Below are 16,538 nucleotides of genomic sequence, written 5' to 3' on the forward strand. Positions count from 1 at the left end.
CATGTCGCGAAATCGGACGTATAGTAAATAGTTGCGCTCGCTTCTCCGTGCCCTCATATGGTGGTCGGCATCTCGTTGAGCATTCGGGCGCGCACTCCACCTGACGACAAAGGAATCGAGAAGCCCCGCGGGGCTCACGGAGGTTATTCCCTTGGCTGCTGCTCGCAACGCATCCACATCCACCACCACCAAGAACGGACGCGGAGCATCCCGCCTCTCGTTCGCCAAGATCTCCGACACGCTGACGGTCCCCGACCTGCTCGCGCTGCAGACCGAGTCCTTCGACTGGCTCGTCGGCAACGAGGCCTGGAAGGCCCGCGTCGCCGAGGCCCGCGAGGCCGGCCGCAAGGACGTCAACGAGGTCTCAGGGCTCGAGGAGATCTTCGAGGAGATCTCTCCGATCGAAGACCTCAGCGAGACCATGCAGCTGAGCTTCACGAACCCGTACCTGGAGCCGGAGAAGTACTCGATCGACGAGTGCAAGGAGCGCGGCAAGACCTACGCCGCCCCGCTGTACGTCGAGGCCGAGTTCATGAACCACCAGACCGGTGAGATCAAGACCCAGACGGTCTTCATGGGCGACTTCCCGCTCCAGACCGACAAGGGCACGTTCATCATCAACGGCACCGAGCGCGTCGTCGTGTCGCAGCTGGTCCGCTCGCCCGGCGTCTACTTCGACAAGACGCCCGACAAGACCAGCGACAAAGACATCGTCTCCGCCCGCGTCATCCCCAGCCGCGGTGCATGGCTCGAGTTCGAGATCGACAAGCGCGACCAGGTCGGCGTGCGCATCGACCGCAAGCGCAAGCAGTCCGTCACCGTGTTCCTGAAGGCCCTCGGCCTCTCCAGCGAGGACATCCTCGCCGAGTTCGCCGGCTTCGGCTCCATCGAGGAGACCCTGGCGAAGGACACCATCCTCACCAAGGAAGACGCGCTGCGCGACATCTACCGCAAGCTCCGTCCCGGCGAGCAGGTCGCCGCCGAGGCCGCCCGCGCGCTGCTGGACAACTTCTACTTCAACCCGAAGCGCTACGACCTGGCGAAGGTGGGTCGCTACAAGATCAACCAGAAGCTCGGCCTCGACGCCTCGCTGTCCGACTCGGTCCTGACCGTCGACGACATCGTCGCCACGATCAAGTACCTCGTGCGCGTGCACCGCGGCGACGAGACGTTCGAGGGCATCCGCGGAGGGAAGAAGGCGGAGATCCGCCTCTCCGTCGACGACATCGACAACTTCGGCAACCGCCGCATCCGCGCCGTCGGCGAGCTCATCCAGAACCAGGTCCGCACCGGTCTGTCCCGTATGGAGCGCGTCGTCCGCGAGCGCATGACCACGCAGGACATCGAGGCCATCACGCCGCAGACCCTGATCAACGTGCGTCCCGTCGTCGCCGCGATCAAGGAGTTCTTCGGGACCTCGCAGCTGTCGCAGTTCATGGATCAGAACAACCCGCTCGCGGGGCTCACCCACAAGCGCCGCCTGTCGGCGCTCGGCCCCGGCGGCCTCTCGCGCGACCGCGCCGGCGTCGAGGTCCGCGACGTGCACCCCTCGCACTACGGCCGCATGTGCCCGATCGAGACGCCTGAAGGTCCGAACATCGGCCTGATCGGCTCGCTCGCGACCTTCGCGCGCATCAACTCCTTCGGCTTCATCGAGACCCCGTACCGCAAGGTCGTCGACGGTCGCGTCACCGAGGAGATCGTGTACCTCACGGCGTCCGAGGAGGCCGACCACGTCGTCGCCCAGGCGAACGCCGTCCTGAAGAAGGACGGCCACTTCGCGGACGACCGCGTGCTCGCCCGTCGTGGCCGTGACGGCGAGGTGGACATGTTCCACCCCGAGGAGATCGGCTTCATGGACGTCTCGCCGCGCCAGATGGTGTCGGTCGCGACCTCGCTCGTGCCGTTCCTCGAGCACGACGACGCGCAGCGCGCGCTCATGGGCGCCAACATGCAGCGTCAGGCCGTGCCGCTGCTGCGCAGCGACTCCCCGCTGGTCGGAACCGGTATGGAGGGCTTCGCGGCCATCGACGCCGGCGACGTCATCACCGCCGAGAAGGCCGGTGTCGTCAGCGAGGTCTCGGCCGACCGCGTCGTCGTCATGCTCGACGAGGGCGGGACGCAGGAGTACTACCTCCGCAAGTTCGACCGCTCCAACCAGGGCACGTCGTACAACCAGAAGGTCGTCGTCTCGGCTGGCGAGCGCGTCGAGAAGGGCGAGGTCATCGCCGACGGACCCGCCACGGAGAACGGCGAGCTCGCCCTCGGCAAGAACCTCCTCGTCGCCTTCATGACGTGGGAGGGCTACAACTTCGAGGACGCGATCATCCTCAGCCAGGACCTGGTGAAGGACGACACCCTCTCCTCGATCCACATCGAGGAGTACGAGGTCGACGCCCGCGACACGAAGCTCGGCAAGGAGGAGATCACCCGTGACCTCCCCAACGTCAGCCCCGAGCTGCTGAAGGACCTCGACGAGCGCGGCATCATCCGCATCGGCGCCGAGGTCCGTCCCGGTGACATCCTCGTCGGCAAGGTCACGCCCAAGGGCGAGACCGAGCTGAGTGCGGAGGAGCGCCTGCTCCGCGCGATCTTCAACGAGAAGAGCCGCGAGGTCCGCGACACCTCTCTGAAGGTGCCGCACGGCGAGCAGGGCACGATCATCGCCGTCAAGGAGTTCAATGCCGAGGACGGCGACGACGAGCTCGGCTCCGGCGTGAACCGCCGCGTCGTGGTCTACATCGCCCAGAAGCGCAAGATCACCGAGGGCGACAAGCTCGCCGGCCGCCACGGCAACAAGGGCGTCATCGCGAAGATCCTCCCGATCGAGGACATGCCGTTCCTCGCGGACGGCACCCCGGTCGACATCGTCCTGAACCCGCTCGGCATCCCCGGCCGGATGAACTTCGGTCAGGTCCTCGAGACCCACCTCGGGTGGATCGCCAAGCAGGGCTGGAAGGTCGAGGGCAACCCGGAGTGGGCGGTCAAGCTCCCGAAGGACGCCTTCGAGGCCGCCCCGGGCACGAAGGTCGCGACCCCGGTGTTCGACGGTGCGAGCGAGGAGGAGATCTCCGGTCTCCTCGACTCGACGACGCCGACGCGCGACGGCGTGCGGCTGATCGACTCCTCCGGCAAGACGCAGCTGTTCGACGGGCGCTCCGGCGAGCCGTTCCCCGCGCCGATCTCGGTGGGCTACATGTACATCCTGAAGCTCCACCACCTCGTGGACGACAAGATCCACGCGCGTTCGACCGGTCCGTACTCGATGATCACCCAGCAGCCGCTCGGTGGCAAGGCGCAGTTCGGCGGTCAGCGCTTCGGCGAGATGGAGGTGTGGGCCCTCGAGGCCTACGGCGCCGCCTACGCGCTGCAGGAGCTCCTCACGATCAAGTCCGACGACATCCTCGGCCGCGTCAAGGTGTACGAGGCCATCGTCAAGGGCGAGAACATCCAGGAGCCCGGCATCCCGGAGTCGTTCAAGGTGCTCATGAAGGAGATGCAGTCGCTCTGCCTGAACGTCGAGGTCCTCTCGGCCGACGGCACCGCGGTCAACCTCCGGGACACCGACGACGAGGCCTTCCGCGCAGCTGAGGAGCTGGGGATCAACATCTCCAGCCGCTTCGAGTCCGCTTCGATCGACGAGATCTGATCTCGGCGAGATTTCGACAGTTCGGCTCCGCCGACCTGCTCAATCACCGGATTTATTGAGAATTTCGACACAGGAGAACTAGTGCTCGACGCAACAACCTTCGATGAGCTTCGCATCGGCCTCGCCACCGCAGACGACATCCGCGGATGGTCGTACGGTGAGGTCAAGAAGCCCGAGACCATCAACTACCGCACGCTCAAGCCTGAGAAGGACGGCCTCTTCGGCGAGCAGATCTTCGGCCCCAGTCGCGACTGGGAGTGCGCCTGCGGCAAGTACAAGCGTGTCCGCTTCAAGGGCATCGTCTGCGAGCGCTGCGGCGTGGAGGTCACCAAGAGCTCCGTCCGTCGCGAGCGCATGGGCCACATCGAGCTCGCCGCTCCCGTGACCCACATCTGGTACTTCAAGGGCGTTCCCTCGCGCCTCGGGTACCTGCTGGACATGGCGCCGAAGGACCTCGAGAAGGTCATCTACTTCGCCGCCTACATGGTGATCTCGGTCGACGAGGATGCTCGTCACCGCGACCTCGCCACGCAGGAGAACAACATCCGCCTCGAGCTGAAGACGCTCGCGGACCGTCGTGACTCGAAGATCGCCGCGCGCCTCGCCAAGCTGGAGGAGGAGCTCGCCGCTCTCGAGGCCGAGGGCGCCAAGGCCGACGCCAAGAAGAAGGTCAAGGACGCCGCCGAGAAGGAGATGGCTCAGCTCCGCAAGGGCACCGACGAGCAGATCGCCAAGCTCGAGCGGGTGTGGGAGGACTTCCGCACGCTCGAGGTCGGCGCGCTCCGCCCGGAGGACGACGTCTTCCACGAGCTGCAGGACCGGTTCGGCCAGTACTTCGAGGCCTACATGGGCGCGGAGTCGATCCAGCGCCGCCTAGCCGAGTTCGACCTGGCCGCCGAGGCGGAGAACCTGCACCTGCAGATCGCCGAGGGCAAGGGCCAGCGCAAGATCCGTGCGATCAAGCGCCTGAAGGTCGTCAACTCGTTCCTCGAGACCGGCATGAGCCCGGCCGCGATGGTCCTGGACGTCGTCCCGGTCATCCCGCCGGAGCTGCGTCCGATGGTCCAGCTGGACGGTGGCCGCTTCGCGACCAGCGACCTGAACGACCTCTACCGTCGCGTGATCAACCGCAACAACCGTCTTCGTCGCCTGATCGATCTCGGCGCCCCCGAGATCATCGTCAACAACGAGAAGCGGATGCTGCAGGAGGCCGTCGACGCGCTGTTCGACAACGGCCGCCGCGGTCGCCCCGTCACCGGCACCGGCAACCGCGCCCTGAAGTCCCTGAGCGACATGCTCAAGGGAAAGCAGGGTCGTTTCCGCCAGAACCTGCTCGGCAAGCGCGTCGACTACTCGGGCCGTTCGGTCATCGTCGTCGGCCCGCAGCTGAACCTGCACCAGTGCGGCCTCCCCAAGCAGATGGCTCTGGAGCTGTTCAAGCCGTTCGTGATCAAGCGCCTGATCGACCTCGGTCACTCGCAGAACATCAAGGCAGCCAAGCGCGCCGTCGAGCGCACCCGTCCCGAGGTCTGGGACGTGCTCGAGGAGATCATCCGCGAGCGTCCGGTGCTGCTGAACCGTGCACCCACCCTGCACCGCCTGGGCATCCAGGCCTTCGAGCCGCAGCTCGTCGAGGGCAAGGCCATCCAGCTCCACCCGCTCGTCTGCGCCGCCTTCAACGCGGACTTCGACGGCGACCAGATGGCCGTCCACCTGCCGCTGTCGGTCGAGGCCCAGGCCGAGGCCCGCGTGCTGATGCTCGCCTCGAACAACATCCTGAAGCCGTCCGACGGACGCCCGGTGACCCTGCCCTCGCAGGACATGATCATCGGCCTGCACCACCTGACCACGGTCAAGCAGGGCGCAGCCGGTGAGGGGCGTGCGTTCGGCTCCGTCGCCGAGGCCCTGCTCGCCAAGGACGAGGGCACCCTCGACCTGCAGGCGAAGGTCCGCATCCGCATCCCGGGTCTGACCTTCCTCGAGGGCGAGGCCCCGGAGGGCTACGAGCGTCACGGACTCGTGGACGCCTCGCTCGGTCAGGCGATCTTCAACGACGCGCTGCCGAAGGGCTACCCCTTCGTCCGCGAGCAGGCCGACAAGGGCAAGCTGTCGCAGATCGTCAACAAGCTGGCCGAGGAGTACCCCAAGGTCGAGACGGCCGCCACGCTGGACCGCATCAAGAACGCCGGCTTCTACTGGGCGACCCGTTCGGGCGTGACCGTCGCGCTGAGCGACATCCTCACGCCGCCGAACAAGAAGGAGATCGTCGCGGGCTACGAGAAGCAGGCCGCGAAGGTCCAGGCGCAGTTCGAGAAGGGCCTCACGACCGACGCCGAGCGTCGTCAGGAGCTCATCAAGATCTGGACCGAGGCGACCGACGAGGTCCAGGCCGCGATGCGCGCCAACTTCCCGGAGGACAACACCATCAACCGCATGGTGTCGTCCGGCGCTCGTGGCAACTGGCTGCAGATCCGCAACATCGCGGGTATGCGAGGCCTGGTGAACAACCCCAAGGGTGAGATCATCCCGCGTCCGATCATCTCCTCGTACCGCGAGGGACTGTCGGTGGCGGAGTACTTCATCGCCACGCACGGAACCCGCAAGGGGCTCGCCGACACCGCTCTGCGCACCGCCGACTCGGGTTACCTGACCCGTCGTCTGGTGGATGTCTCGCAGGACGTCATCATCCGCGAGGAGGACTGCGGCACGTCGAAGGGCCTGGAGCTGCCGATCGCCGCTCCGAACGCCGCCGGCGAGCTGGTCCGCGACGCGAACGTCGAGAACTCGGTGTTCGCCCGCACGCTGGCCTCCGACGTGGTGGACAGCAAGGGCGAGGTCGTCGCGACCGCCGGTGAGGACGTCGGCGACGTGCTCATCGACAAGCTGGTCGCGCTGGGCGTCGAGACCATCAAGGTCCGTTCGGTCCTGACCTGCGACTCCGCCGTCGGCGTGTGCGCGCAGTGCTACGGCCGTTCGCTGGCCACCGGCAAGACGGTGGACATCGGCGAGGCCGTCGGCATCATCGCCGCCCAGTCGATCGGTGAGCCCGGCACCCAGCTGACGATGCGCACCTTCCACACCGGCGGTTCGGCATCGGCGGATGACATCACCCAGGGTCTGCCTCGCGTCCAGGAGCTGTTCGAGGCGCGCACCCCCAAGGGCGCATCCCCGATCGCCGAGGCCGACGGCCGCATCACGATCGACGAGACCGACAAGTCCAAGAAGGTCATCCTCACGCCGGACAACGGCGACGAGGCTGTGGTGTACCCGGTCCTGAAGCGTGCGACCCTCCTCGTCGAGGACGGCCAGCACGTCACGGTCGGTCAGCCGCTGCAGGTCGGAACGCTCGACCCCAAGGAGGTCATGCGCGTGCAGGGCGCCCGTGAGGTGCAGAAGTACCTCGTCGGCGGCGTGCAGGGCGTGTACCGCTCGCAGGGTGTGCCGATCCACGACAAGCACATCGAGGTCATCGTGCGCCAGATGCTGCGGAAGGTCACCGTGGTCGACCACGGCGACACGACGCTGCTCCCCGGTGAGATGGTGGACCTCAAGCGCTACCAGCAGATCAACCGTGAGGCCGTCGGCGAGGGCAAGCGTCCCGCATCCGGCCGTCCGGAGCTGATGGGCATCACCAAGGCGTCGCTCGCCACGGAGTCCTGGCTGTCGGCCGCGTCCTTCCAGGAGACGACCCGCGTTCTCACGCAGGCCGCCATGGAGGGCAAGCGCGACCCGCTGGTCGGCCTCAAGGAGAACGTCATCATCGGTAAGCTCATCCCGGCCGGAACCGGTCTGTCGAAGTACCGCAACATCACGGTCGAGGCGACCGAGGAGGCCAAGAGCGAGCGCTACCCGAACCGGATCTTCGCATCCGACGGGGCGTACGCGGACGGTGACTTCGGCTACGTCGACTTCGACGCGTTCTCGACGGACGACATCACGCCCGGCACTTATAACTGATCGAGGCGAGAGGTGAGCGAGCTTGCTCGCTCACCCGAGCCGACTGAGGTTGTCGAGCGACGACGTCGCGAACACAGCTGATCGAGGCGAGAGCCGGCGAGCTTGCTCGTCCGCTCTCGGTGAAGGCCCCGGTTCTCCTCGCGGAGAGCCGGGGCCTTCACCGTATCCGCCCCCGCTCTTCTCTGGGAGGTGTCTTGCGTGGTCGTCTCCTCGCCGGGAGGTGCCTCGTATGGTCGTCTCCTCGCCCGGGAGGCGACCATACGAGGCACCTGCGTGCGGGTGAGCGACCGCGGGCAGGGCATCCGCGACGAGTCTCAGCCGAGAAGACTCGCCACGATCGAGGCCGTGTACCCCGACGGTGCGAGGTTCGAGTACCGGGTGTCGATGAGGATGCCGTCGCGCCAGTAGAGCGTGCGGCCGTCCGTGACAGGGTACTGCTCGTTCTGCCAGGTCTTCTCGCAGCGCGTCCCGGCATCCGGGGTGTAGCAGGTGAAGCCCTCGTCGGCGGCCAGGGCGTTGAGCATGTCCAGTGCCGGTCCGCGGCGCATCGCCGAGATCGTCGTGGTCAGACCGGTGGTGTCCGCGGCGGGGTCGCCCCAGATGCAGAGGAGCGAGCCGTCGTCCTGGACGCCGGAGGGACCGAAGGCCGCGTCGTTGAGGGGAACGTCGGCGAGCTGGTCGAGCACGTCCTCCGACAGGATGGCGCGGCAGTCGGTCGGGAGGACCACTGCCTCCGCCGTGGAGTCCGGGGTCGGGGATGCGTCCGGATCGACGGCCGGAACTTCGGATGCCGGGGCGGAGGGGGAGGAGCCGGCGCCGGGTTCCTCCGTGACGCCGCATCCGGCCAGGCCGACGGCGAGCAGGAGCACCGCGGCGGTCGAGACGATGCGTGTCCTCATGCGCACACGGTACCGCTTGCGCGCTGCAGGGTCGCGAATCGCCGCGCGGCGATCAACCGCGGATCTCTCCCGATCCGCGCGCGATGAGCCGTGTCGGAACGCGGATCTCATCGCGCCGCGTCGCTGCACCGCCCAGCTGCTCGAGGAGCTTCTCGGCGGTGCGGCGCCCCACCTCCACAGGGTCCTGGGCGATCACGCTGATCCCTGGTTCGACCAGATCGGCGAGCTCGACGTCGTCGAAGCCGACCAGCGCGCGCGAGTGCTGGGCGCCGGTGAGATGCAGCCCTCGTGCGACCCCGATCGTCGTCGCATCGCGTCCCGTGACGAACGCGGTCGGCGGGTCGGCGAGGTCGAGGAGGGCGCGGGTCGTCCGCACGGCATCCTCCGCGGTCTCGACATCGCAGCGGATGATCCGCTCGTCGGCCGCGATGCCGCACTGCTCCAGCCCCTCCCGGAAGCCCGAGTGCCTGTCCTGCATCGTCAGCGACCGCACATCGGTGACGTAGGCGATCCTGCGGTGTCCATGGCCGGCGAGATGAGTGACGGCGTCGCGTGTTCCCGTGCGCCCGTCCGAGAGGACGTATGGGGCGTCCAGCTCTGCGGCGGGACGGTCCACGATCACGAGCGGCACGCCCTGATGGCGGACCTCGTCGAGGATCGGATGCTCGCCGGGCGGCGGCGCGACGACGAGACCGTCCACCTCGCGCGAGCGGAAGGCGGAGATCGCCGCGGACATCCGCTCGACGTCCTCCTCCGTGCTGGCCGCCAGCACGAAGGATCCGCGTTCGAGCGCGGCGTCCTCGATCTCGCGCTGCAGCTGGGCCTGATAGCCGTTGGCGACGTTCTCCAGGACGAGGCCGATGGTCCAGGTGGGCCTGCCTCGGCCGCGCAGGGCGGCTGCCGCATGATTGCGCGTGTAGCCCAGCTCGTCGACGGCGCGCAGCACGCGCTCACGAGCAGCGGGCTTGACGTTGCCGGTGCCGTTGACGACGCGCGACGCCGTCATCGGGCTCACGCCGGCGAGGCGCGCGACGTCGTTGATGGTCGCCATCGGCCCTCCCTTCATGGTTTAACGTTACCAAACGGAGATTGTGATCCTGGCGAAATTCGTGCAATGATGTGAGTCAAGCCAAAAGGTAGCGTTACCAAAATGGCTCGCGCATCTCGCGGAGATGCGCTCTCCGCATATAGGACAAAGGACTCGCGATGAAGCGCAACCACGTCAGGGGCATTGCTGCGATGGCCGCAGTGGGGATCACGGCGACGGCTCTGGTCGGCTGTTCCCCGGCCGAGGACGACACCTTCACCATCCTCCAGTACGAGACGACCACCACCGCGCAGTACAAGGGCTGGCAGAAGGCCCTGGAGATCTTCCAGGAGGAGCATCCCGAGGTGAAGGTCGAGTTCGCCACGACGAGCTTCGACTCCATCCGCTCCAACGCGAAGATCCTGCTCACCGGCGACGACGTGCCCGACGTGCTCCTCGTGAACACGGGCAACGCGGATGCCGGCCAGCTCGCCGCGCAGGGGCTGCTGGACCCGCTCACCGACGTCGTCGAGGAGAACGGCTGGGACGACGCGGTCACCGGATCGGTCGCAGCCCTGGCGCTCTACGACGAGAACGGGCACGCCGGAGCCGGGGACTGGTACGGCGTGCCGAACACGGCGTCGTACTTCGGCCTCTACTACAACGCCGACATGCTCACCGAGCAGGGCTTCGACGGCCCGCCGGAGACCCTCGCGGAACTCGAGGAGATCTTCCAGTCCTTCGTCGACTCCGGGGTGACGCCGGTCTCCAGCAACGCCGGCGAGCACGCCGTGCTCCAGACCTGGTGGCAGCTGATCTCGAGCTTCGCCGACCGTCAGGAGATCGACGACTTCATCCTCCTGCAGGGGGAACCGGACGTGCAGGCAGGCGCGTTCCGCGAGGGAACCGAGAAGCTGCAGGAGTGGCTCGACGACGGATACCTCGGCAGCCAGCTCGCGGGCATCAAGGCCGATGAGATGGAGCGGGCCTTCCTCGCCGGGGAGTTCCCCTTCATGGCCAACGGCACCTGGTCGTTCAGCCGCATGAAGGACGAGGCGCCGTTCGACTGGGGGCTCATGACCTTCCCGGAGGCTCAGCTCAACGCGGGGGCATCCGGTCATCTCTGGGCCGTGCCGGCGAACTCGCGGCAGAAGGAGCTCGCGTACGACTGGATCGCCACGACGCTGTCGCCGGAGGTCCAGAACGAGATCGCGGCGCAGGGCGGCATCCCCGTCGCCGGTGACACCGAGAGCATCGAGGATCCGCAGATCAAGTCGATGAACGAGCAGTTCGACGCCATCAAGGCGGCCGATGCGCTGTCGTACTACCCGGACTATCCGGTGGCGGGCCTCCTGGACTACCAGATGAGCGGCCTGCAGGGACTCACGAACGGATCGACGACGGTCGACGACTTCCTGACGGGTCTGCAGGACTTCTACGACGCGGGCAAGGACTCCTGATCGGAAGCGGTGCGGGGGCGGACTTCGCCGCTCCCGCACCGCAACGGAGAGCACACTCATGACAGACAGAACGACGACGAGACGCCCGGTCGGCTACTGGGTCTATCTCCTCCCGATGCTGATCGGCTTCGGCCTGATCGTGTTCATCCCCTTCGGGGTGAACGTCTACTACAGCTTCTTCGACTGGAAGGGCGGAGCCGCCCCGCTGTCCTGGACCGGCTTCGACAACTACCTGGAGCTGTTCTCCGATCAGCTCTACTGGTCTTCCTTCCTGAACACCGCGTACCTCATCGGGGCGATCGCGATCGTGCCGACGATCATCGGCCTGATCCTCGCCGCGGTGCTGTTCGACTACATCGGACGACAGTTCGGCGGACGAGCCGCCTCCTTCCTCCGAGCGAGCTACTATCTCCCGCAGATCCTCCCGATCGCCGTGGCGGGCGTGCTGTGGAGCTGGATCCTGGAGACCAGGGCCGGAGCGCTGAACTCGATCCTCGCCGCCCTCGGGGTGACGTCGTTGCCGGACTGGCTCGGAGACCCGGACATCGCGCTGCGCGCCGTCATGCTGATGCTGATCTGGCTGCAGATCGGCTATCCGGTGGTGATCTTCATGTCGGCGCTGCAGCGCGTCGACCCCGAGCTCTATGAGGCCGCGCAGCTGGACGGCGCCGGGTGGTGGCGCCGGTTCTCCGCGATCACGGTGCCGCACATCAGGGCGGACCTCTTCGTCGTCGTGCTCACGGCGACGATCGGCGCGATGAAGCTCTTCGCACCGATCCTGATCCTGACCAAGGGGGGACCGGAGATGTCCACCTATGTGCCGTCCTACTTCTCGTACCGGTACTTCTTCGAGCTGTCCCAGGTGGGATACGGCGCGGCCTCGGCCACCGTGCTCGCCGTGATCACAGGGATCGTCGCCGCCGGACTCATCTGGTGGCAGGCGAGATCGGTGGAGGAACGATGACCGCTGTCCAGGAAACCGCGGCGAGGACGAACGCCGCTCCGCGCCGGAAGACCCCCGCCCGCAGGCAGCGGCCGCGCGTCCAGCGCTGGGTCGTGCTCGCCGCGACGATCGTCGTCGCGATCGGGATGCTGCTGCCGTTCTACCTTCTCATCGTGAACTCCTTCAAGACGGGCGGGGACTACTCCACCAACGGACCACTCGCGCTTCCCGCCGAATGGTCGTTCTCCGCGTTCGAGCGCTACCTGACCACGGTCGACTTCCCTCGGCTGCTCACCAACTCGATCGTCATCTCGGGCGTCGTCGCCGTCCTCGGCGTCGTGCTCTCGCTCTTGGCCGCCTACGCGATCGGCATCGGGCGGATCAAGGGGCGCACGGGCGTCGTCTTCCTCTTCCTGCTCGCGACGATCCTGCCGCAGGAGGCGCTCATCTACCCCCTGTTCACGGGGATGCAGAGGATCGGGCTGCAGAACTCGATCTGGTCGGTGATCATCATCTTCACGGTGCTCCAGGCGGCGTTCGGGATCTACGTGATGAGCTCGGTGATGGGGACGTTCCCGCCGGAGCTGATCGAGGCCGCGCGGATGGACGGAGCGAACCGCTGGGTCATCCTCACGAGGATCGTGGCCCCGGTGATGCGGCCGACCATGTCCGTGCTGCTGGTGTTCTTCTTCGTCTGGACGTGGAACGAGTTCTTCATCCCCATGATCATGCTCATCTCTCCCAGCGCCCAGACGCTGCCCATCGCGCTGGCGGCGCTGAAGGGGCAGAACACCCTGGACGTCACTCAGCTCGCGGCGGCCTCGCTGCTCTCGCTGCTGCCCACGCTCATCTTCTTCTTCATCTTCCAGCGCACGCTGACCCGCGGTGTCACCGCCGGGTCGGTCAAGTGAGCTGACCGACCCGTCATCGAGGAGACACCATGCCATCCGCGCTGCCCGAATTCGCAACCCTGAACGACACCCGGTCCCGCTCCATCTCGGCGGAGAACCCCGATGGCGCGGTCGGCGCCGGCGGGCGGGAGGCCTCCCGCCTCGGCCCTGGTCGCAAGGGGCGTCCCTGCATCACCCTGCCCGCGGGGGAGACCGCCACGATCGCCCGGATCGAGGGGCCGGGCGTGATCCGCCACCTGTGGTTCACCCTGCCCCGCAAGACCGCGGCTGGTCCCTACGTCCTGCGTGATCTCGTGCTGCGGATCACCTGGGACGACGCGGCGAAGCCGGCGATCGAGGTGCCTTTCGGGGACTTCTTCTGCAGCGGTTCGGCGAACGCCCCCGAGGTGTACTCCGCGGCCGTCGTCGTCGCGCCGAACGGCGGGTTCAACTTCTATCTGCCGATGCCCTTCCGCCGGTCGGCGACGATCGAGCTCGTCAACCAGCACGAGGGGCCGATCGACGGCCTCTTCTACACGGTGGACTACACCGTCGGGGACGTCATCGACGAGGCGGCCGGATATCTGCACGCCCAGTGGCGGCGATCGGACCGCTCGGCGCCGCTCGGAACCGACCACACCATCCTCGACGGGGTCAGCGGCCGCGGCGCCTATGTCGGCACCTATATCGGACTCACCGCACTCGAGCGCTTCTGGTGGGGCGAGGGGGAGCTGAAGTTCTTCCTCGACGGCGATGACGAGCTGCCCACCATCTGCGGCACCGGACTGGAGGACTACGTCGGGGGAGCGTGGGCCTTCCAGGATCACCTGGGAGCCGTGCCCGCACCTGCGCCGCGGACCTACTCCTCGGCCTATCTCGGCTATCACCAGTACGTCACGGAGGACGACACGGCCTTCTCGCCCTACGCCACGGGCATGCCGCCGTTCCACGGGATGTACCGCTGGCACCTGCCGGACCCGATCCGCTTCGGCGAGGATCTGCGGGTCACTCTGCAGCAGATCGGAGACCGCGGCGGGCGGCTGTTCGAGCGGGCCGACGACATCGCCACGACGGCGTTCTACTATCTGGACGCGCCGGACGGGAACGCGCCGGCCTTGCCGCCGGCTGCCGCACGCGAGCCCCGATGACGGTGCCGGCCTCATCCGGGCGGTAGGTTCGAAGCGTGACTGCTGAGACAGACCAGAGCATCGTCGTCATCGGAGACGCGCTGATCGACGAGATCCGGGACGACGCGGGCGTCCGCGAGCTCGTCGGAGGCGCCGCGCTGAACGTGGCGGTGGGGCTCCGCCGCCTCGGTGTGCCCACCTCGCTCATCGCGATGGTGGGCGACGACGAGGCGGGTGACCACATCCGCGAGTATCTGTCCGACCACGGCGTCGAGCTCATCGCCACCGAGGCGCCGAACGGCTCCTCGCGTGCGGTCGTCACGCGCACGGATGCCGGTGAGCCGACGTACGTCTTCAACAGGGCGGCGCAGCAGCGCAGCATCCGCTACTCCGAGAGGGCCCGTGCCGTCATCTCGGAGGCGGCGCTCGTCGTGGTCAGCTGCTTCCCCTTCGACGTGCCTGCGGAGGTCGAGGCGCTCGCGGAGGCCGTCCGAGGCCGTCGCGTCGCGATCGATCCGAACCCCAGGACCGGGATGCTCAGCGACCGCGCCGAGTTCGTGCGCGGCTTCGAGGCGCTGGCGGGGTCGACCGAGCTCGTCAAGGTCGGCGCCGACGACGCCGCGCTGCTCTACGACGGCGATCTCGACGCGCTGACCGCACGTCTGCGCGCGCTCGGGGCGTCGGCCGTCGTGGCCACCGCGGGGGCGGAGGGCGCGGCCGTGACCACGGACGTCGGCACCGTGCGCGCGCCGATCACGGCGCTGCCACAGCCGATCGTCGACACGGTGGGGGCGGGGGATGCGACGCTCGCCGCGGTGGCGGCGGGGCTCCTCGAAGGAGCTCCGAGCGGGCCGGAGTCCTGGCAGGAGCTGCTGGACCGGGCGATGGCGGTGGCCGCTGCGACGTGCCGTGCGGAGGGGGGACTGCTGCGCACGCCGGAGTCCCTGGAGCCCGGCGACGGTGCGGGCCTCAGCACCTGAGGCGCCGATTTCCTCCGCCTGTCCCTCGTGGGTATGATGGTCTTTCGTGCCCCCGGTTGGCTGTTCAAGTTGGACGGGTGCGCATTGGCGAGTTACCCAAGCGGCCAAAGGGATCTGACTGTAAATCAGACTGCTCTGCATTCGGGGGTTCGAATCCCTCACTCGCCACTCAAGAAAACCCCTGCTAGCAGGGGTTTTTCCATGCATCCCCGAGGAGTTCATAGACTGGGAGGATGCGAGCGCTCACCGAAGCCGACGTCCGTGCGTCGTTCGTCAACGCGGATGCGGACGAACTGCGCGTGATGGCGATGCCGCACGACTTCATGCTGACGGACTGGGACTACCTCGACTTCTTCGCCTGGAGAGACCCCGGCGTCGGACGCCGGGGATACGTGCTGATCCAGCACGAGGACGACATCGTCGGCGTCGTGCTGCGCGCCTCCGAGCCCGGACGAGGCCGCTCGGGCATGTGCAACATCTGCCACACCATGCAGCCGGGAAACCAGGTCGTGCTGTACTCGGCGCGGCGCGCGGGGGAGGCGGGCGAACGCGGCGACAGCGTCGGGACCTACATCTGTGCCGATCTCTCCTGCCATGAGAACGTGCGCCTCGCGCATCCGCTCGCGCCGAACGAGATCCGCGCCGCAGGACAGGTCGACTTCCGTCTCGACGGCACGCGCCGCCGCATGGAGGGGTTCATCGGCCGTGTCTGGGAGCGCGTCTGATCGCGGTTACGCTGTACGGACCGAACGCCGCGCATCGAAGGAGACGCCATGAGCGAGACCATTGTGCTGTCCGTGTCCGAGGGGCTCGCCCGCCTCACGCTGAACCGGCCGGCGAGACTGAACGCCTTCAACGCGGAGCTCGCCCACGCCTGGCGGGATGCGACGGGCGAGGCCACGAGTCGCGCTGACGTCCGCGCCATCCTCATCGACGCCGCGGGCCCGTCGTTCTGCGCGGGCGGCGATGTCCTCGACATGGCCGCCACGATGGGATCCGGAGCGGAGATCACCGCTCTCGCGGAGGTTATCAATGCCGGCATCCGCTCGCTCGTGGAATCCGCGGTGCCCGTCGTCGCGGCGGCGCACGGGACGACGGCGGGCGGCGGACTCGGCATCCTGCTCAGCAGCGACTACGCCGTCGTCGGCTCCTCGTCGAAGCTCGGCAGCCTCTACGCGAACATCGGCCTGACCCCGGATCTGTCCGTCTCCGCCCAGCTCGCCAAGGCGGTGGGCGAGCGCAGAGCGCTGCAGCTCGTCCTCCAGGACCGGATGCTCTCCGCCGGCGAGGCACGGGACTGGGGTCTCGTCGCGGAGATCGTGGAGGGCGCTGACGCTGCGGACGAGGCGGATCGCGTCCGCGCGCGCGGCGAGGAGACCGCGCGGTTCTGGCTCGCCGGAGCCGCAGGAGCGTACGGACAGGCGAAGCGGCTCGTCCGGTCCCGGCCGTCGCGATCCTTCACCGAGCAGCTCGCCGAGGAGGCCCGTACCATCGGCGCCTCCTTCGACACCCCCGACGCGCAGGCCCGCGTCGCCGGGTTCGCCGCCGCATCGGCGAAGCGCGGAGCCTGAGCGCCTCGCCCCGCATGATCTCCCCGTGATCGACC

Annotated in this window: 11 protein-coding genes and 1 tRNA gene; 10 read left to right on the forward strand and 2 right to left on the reverse strand. The window is 67.7% G+C overall.

Annotated features, from left to right (window positions below):
- Window positions 1–151 precede the first annotated feature (151 nt).
- Both rpoB and rpoC read left to right on the forward strand, forming a co-directional pair.
- Window positions 152–3,649 (forward strand): DNA-directed RNA polymerase subunit beta, encoded by a 3,498-nt coding sequence (gene rpoB / locus ACYVGQ_RS12445; protein WP_460784960.1) that lies wholly within the window; start codon window positions 152–154, stop codon window positions 3,647–3,649.
- Window positions 3,650–3,730: 81 nt separating this feature from the next.
- The gene (rpoC, locus tag ACYVGQ_RS12450; RefSeq protein ID WP_460784961.1) at window positions 3,731–7,606 is read left to right on the forward strand and encodes a DNA-directed RNA polymerase subunit beta'; all 3,876 of its coding nucleotides are present in this window, start codon (window positions 3,731–3,733) and stop codon (window positions 7,604–7,606) included.
- Between the two features lie 314 nt (window positions 7,607–7,920).
- On the opposite strand, the gene ACYVGQ_RS12455 is transcribed toward rpoC, so the two are convergent.
- Window positions 7,921–8,505: a hypothetical protein gene (locus ACYVGQ_RS12455; RefSeq protein ID WP_460784962.1), complete on the reverse strand. Its 585-nt coding sequence runs from the start codon at window positions 8,503–8,505 to the stop codon at window positions 7,921–7,923.
- A gap of 52 nt (window positions 8,506–8,557) precedes the next feature.
- Window positions 8,558–9,556 (reverse strand): LacI family DNA-binding transcriptional regulator, encoded by a 999-nt coding sequence (locus ACYVGQ_RS12460; RefSeq protein WP_460784963.1) that lies wholly within the window; start codon window positions 9,554–9,556, stop codon window positions 8,558–8,560.
- Window positions 9,557–9,711: 155 nt separating this feature from the next.
- Between ACYVGQ_RS12460 and ACYVGQ_RS12465 the strand changes: the two genes are divergently transcribed.
- From ACYVGQ_RS12465 to ACYVGQ_RS12500, 8 genes are all read left to right on the forward strand, one after another.
- Complete coding sequence (locus ACYVGQ_RS12465) at window positions 9,712–10,992, forward strand: ABC transporter substrate-binding protein (RefSeq protein WP_460784964.1); 1,281 nt, start codon at window positions 9,712–9,714, stop codon at window positions 10,990–10,992.
- A 58-nt stretch (window positions 10,993–11,050) separates the two neighbouring features.
- Complete coding sequence (locus ACYVGQ_RS12470) at window positions 11,051–11,956, forward strand: carbohydrate ABC transporter permease (protein WP_460784965.1); 906 nt, start codon at window positions 11,051–11,053, stop codon at window positions 11,954–11,956.
- Entirely contained in the window at window positions 11,953–12,846 is an 894-nt protein-coding gene (locus ACYVGQ_RS12475) for a carbohydrate ABC transporter permease (protein ID WP_460784966.1), read from the forward strand. Before ACYVGQ_RS12470 ends, ACYVGQ_RS12475 begins: the two co-directional genes overlap by 4 nt.
- Before the next feature lie 29 nt (window positions 12,847–12,875).
- Window positions 12,876–13,973, forward strand: a complete 1,098-nt coding sequence (locus ACYVGQ_RS12480; protein WP_460784967.1) for a glycoside hydrolase family 172 protein — start codon at window positions 12,876–12,878, stop codon at window positions 13,971–13,973.
- Window positions 13,974–14,008: 35 nt separating this feature from the next.
- The gene (locus ACYVGQ_RS12485; RefSeq protein WP_460784968.1) at window positions 14,009–14,932 is read left to right on the forward strand and encodes a carbohydrate kinase family protein; all 924 of its coding nucleotides are present in this window, start codon (window positions 14,009–14,011) and stop codon (window positions 14,930–14,932) included.
- 86 nt (window positions 14,933–15,018) lie between these two features.
- Window positions 15,019–15,100, forward strand: a tRNA-Tyr gene (locus ACYVGQ_RS12490).
- A gap of 65 nt (window positions 15,101–15,165) precedes the next feature.
- Window positions 15,166–15,657 carry an FBP domain-containing protein gene (locus ACYVGQ_RS12495; RefSeq protein ID WP_460784969.1) on the forward strand — a complete coding sequence of 164 codons (492 nt, stop codon included), beginning with the start codon at window positions 15,166–15,168 and terminating at the stop codon, window positions 15,655–15,657.
- 48 nt (window positions 15,658–15,705) lie between these two features.
- Entirely contained in the window at window positions 15,706–16,503 is a 798-nt protein-coding gene (locus ACYVGQ_RS12500) for an enoyl-CoA hydratase/isomerase family protein (RefSeq protein ID WP_460784970.1), read from the forward strand.
- The last annotated feature ends 35 nt before the right edge of the window (window positions 16,504–16,538 follow it).

It is taken from the genome of Microbacterium tumbae (assembly GCF_054780175.1).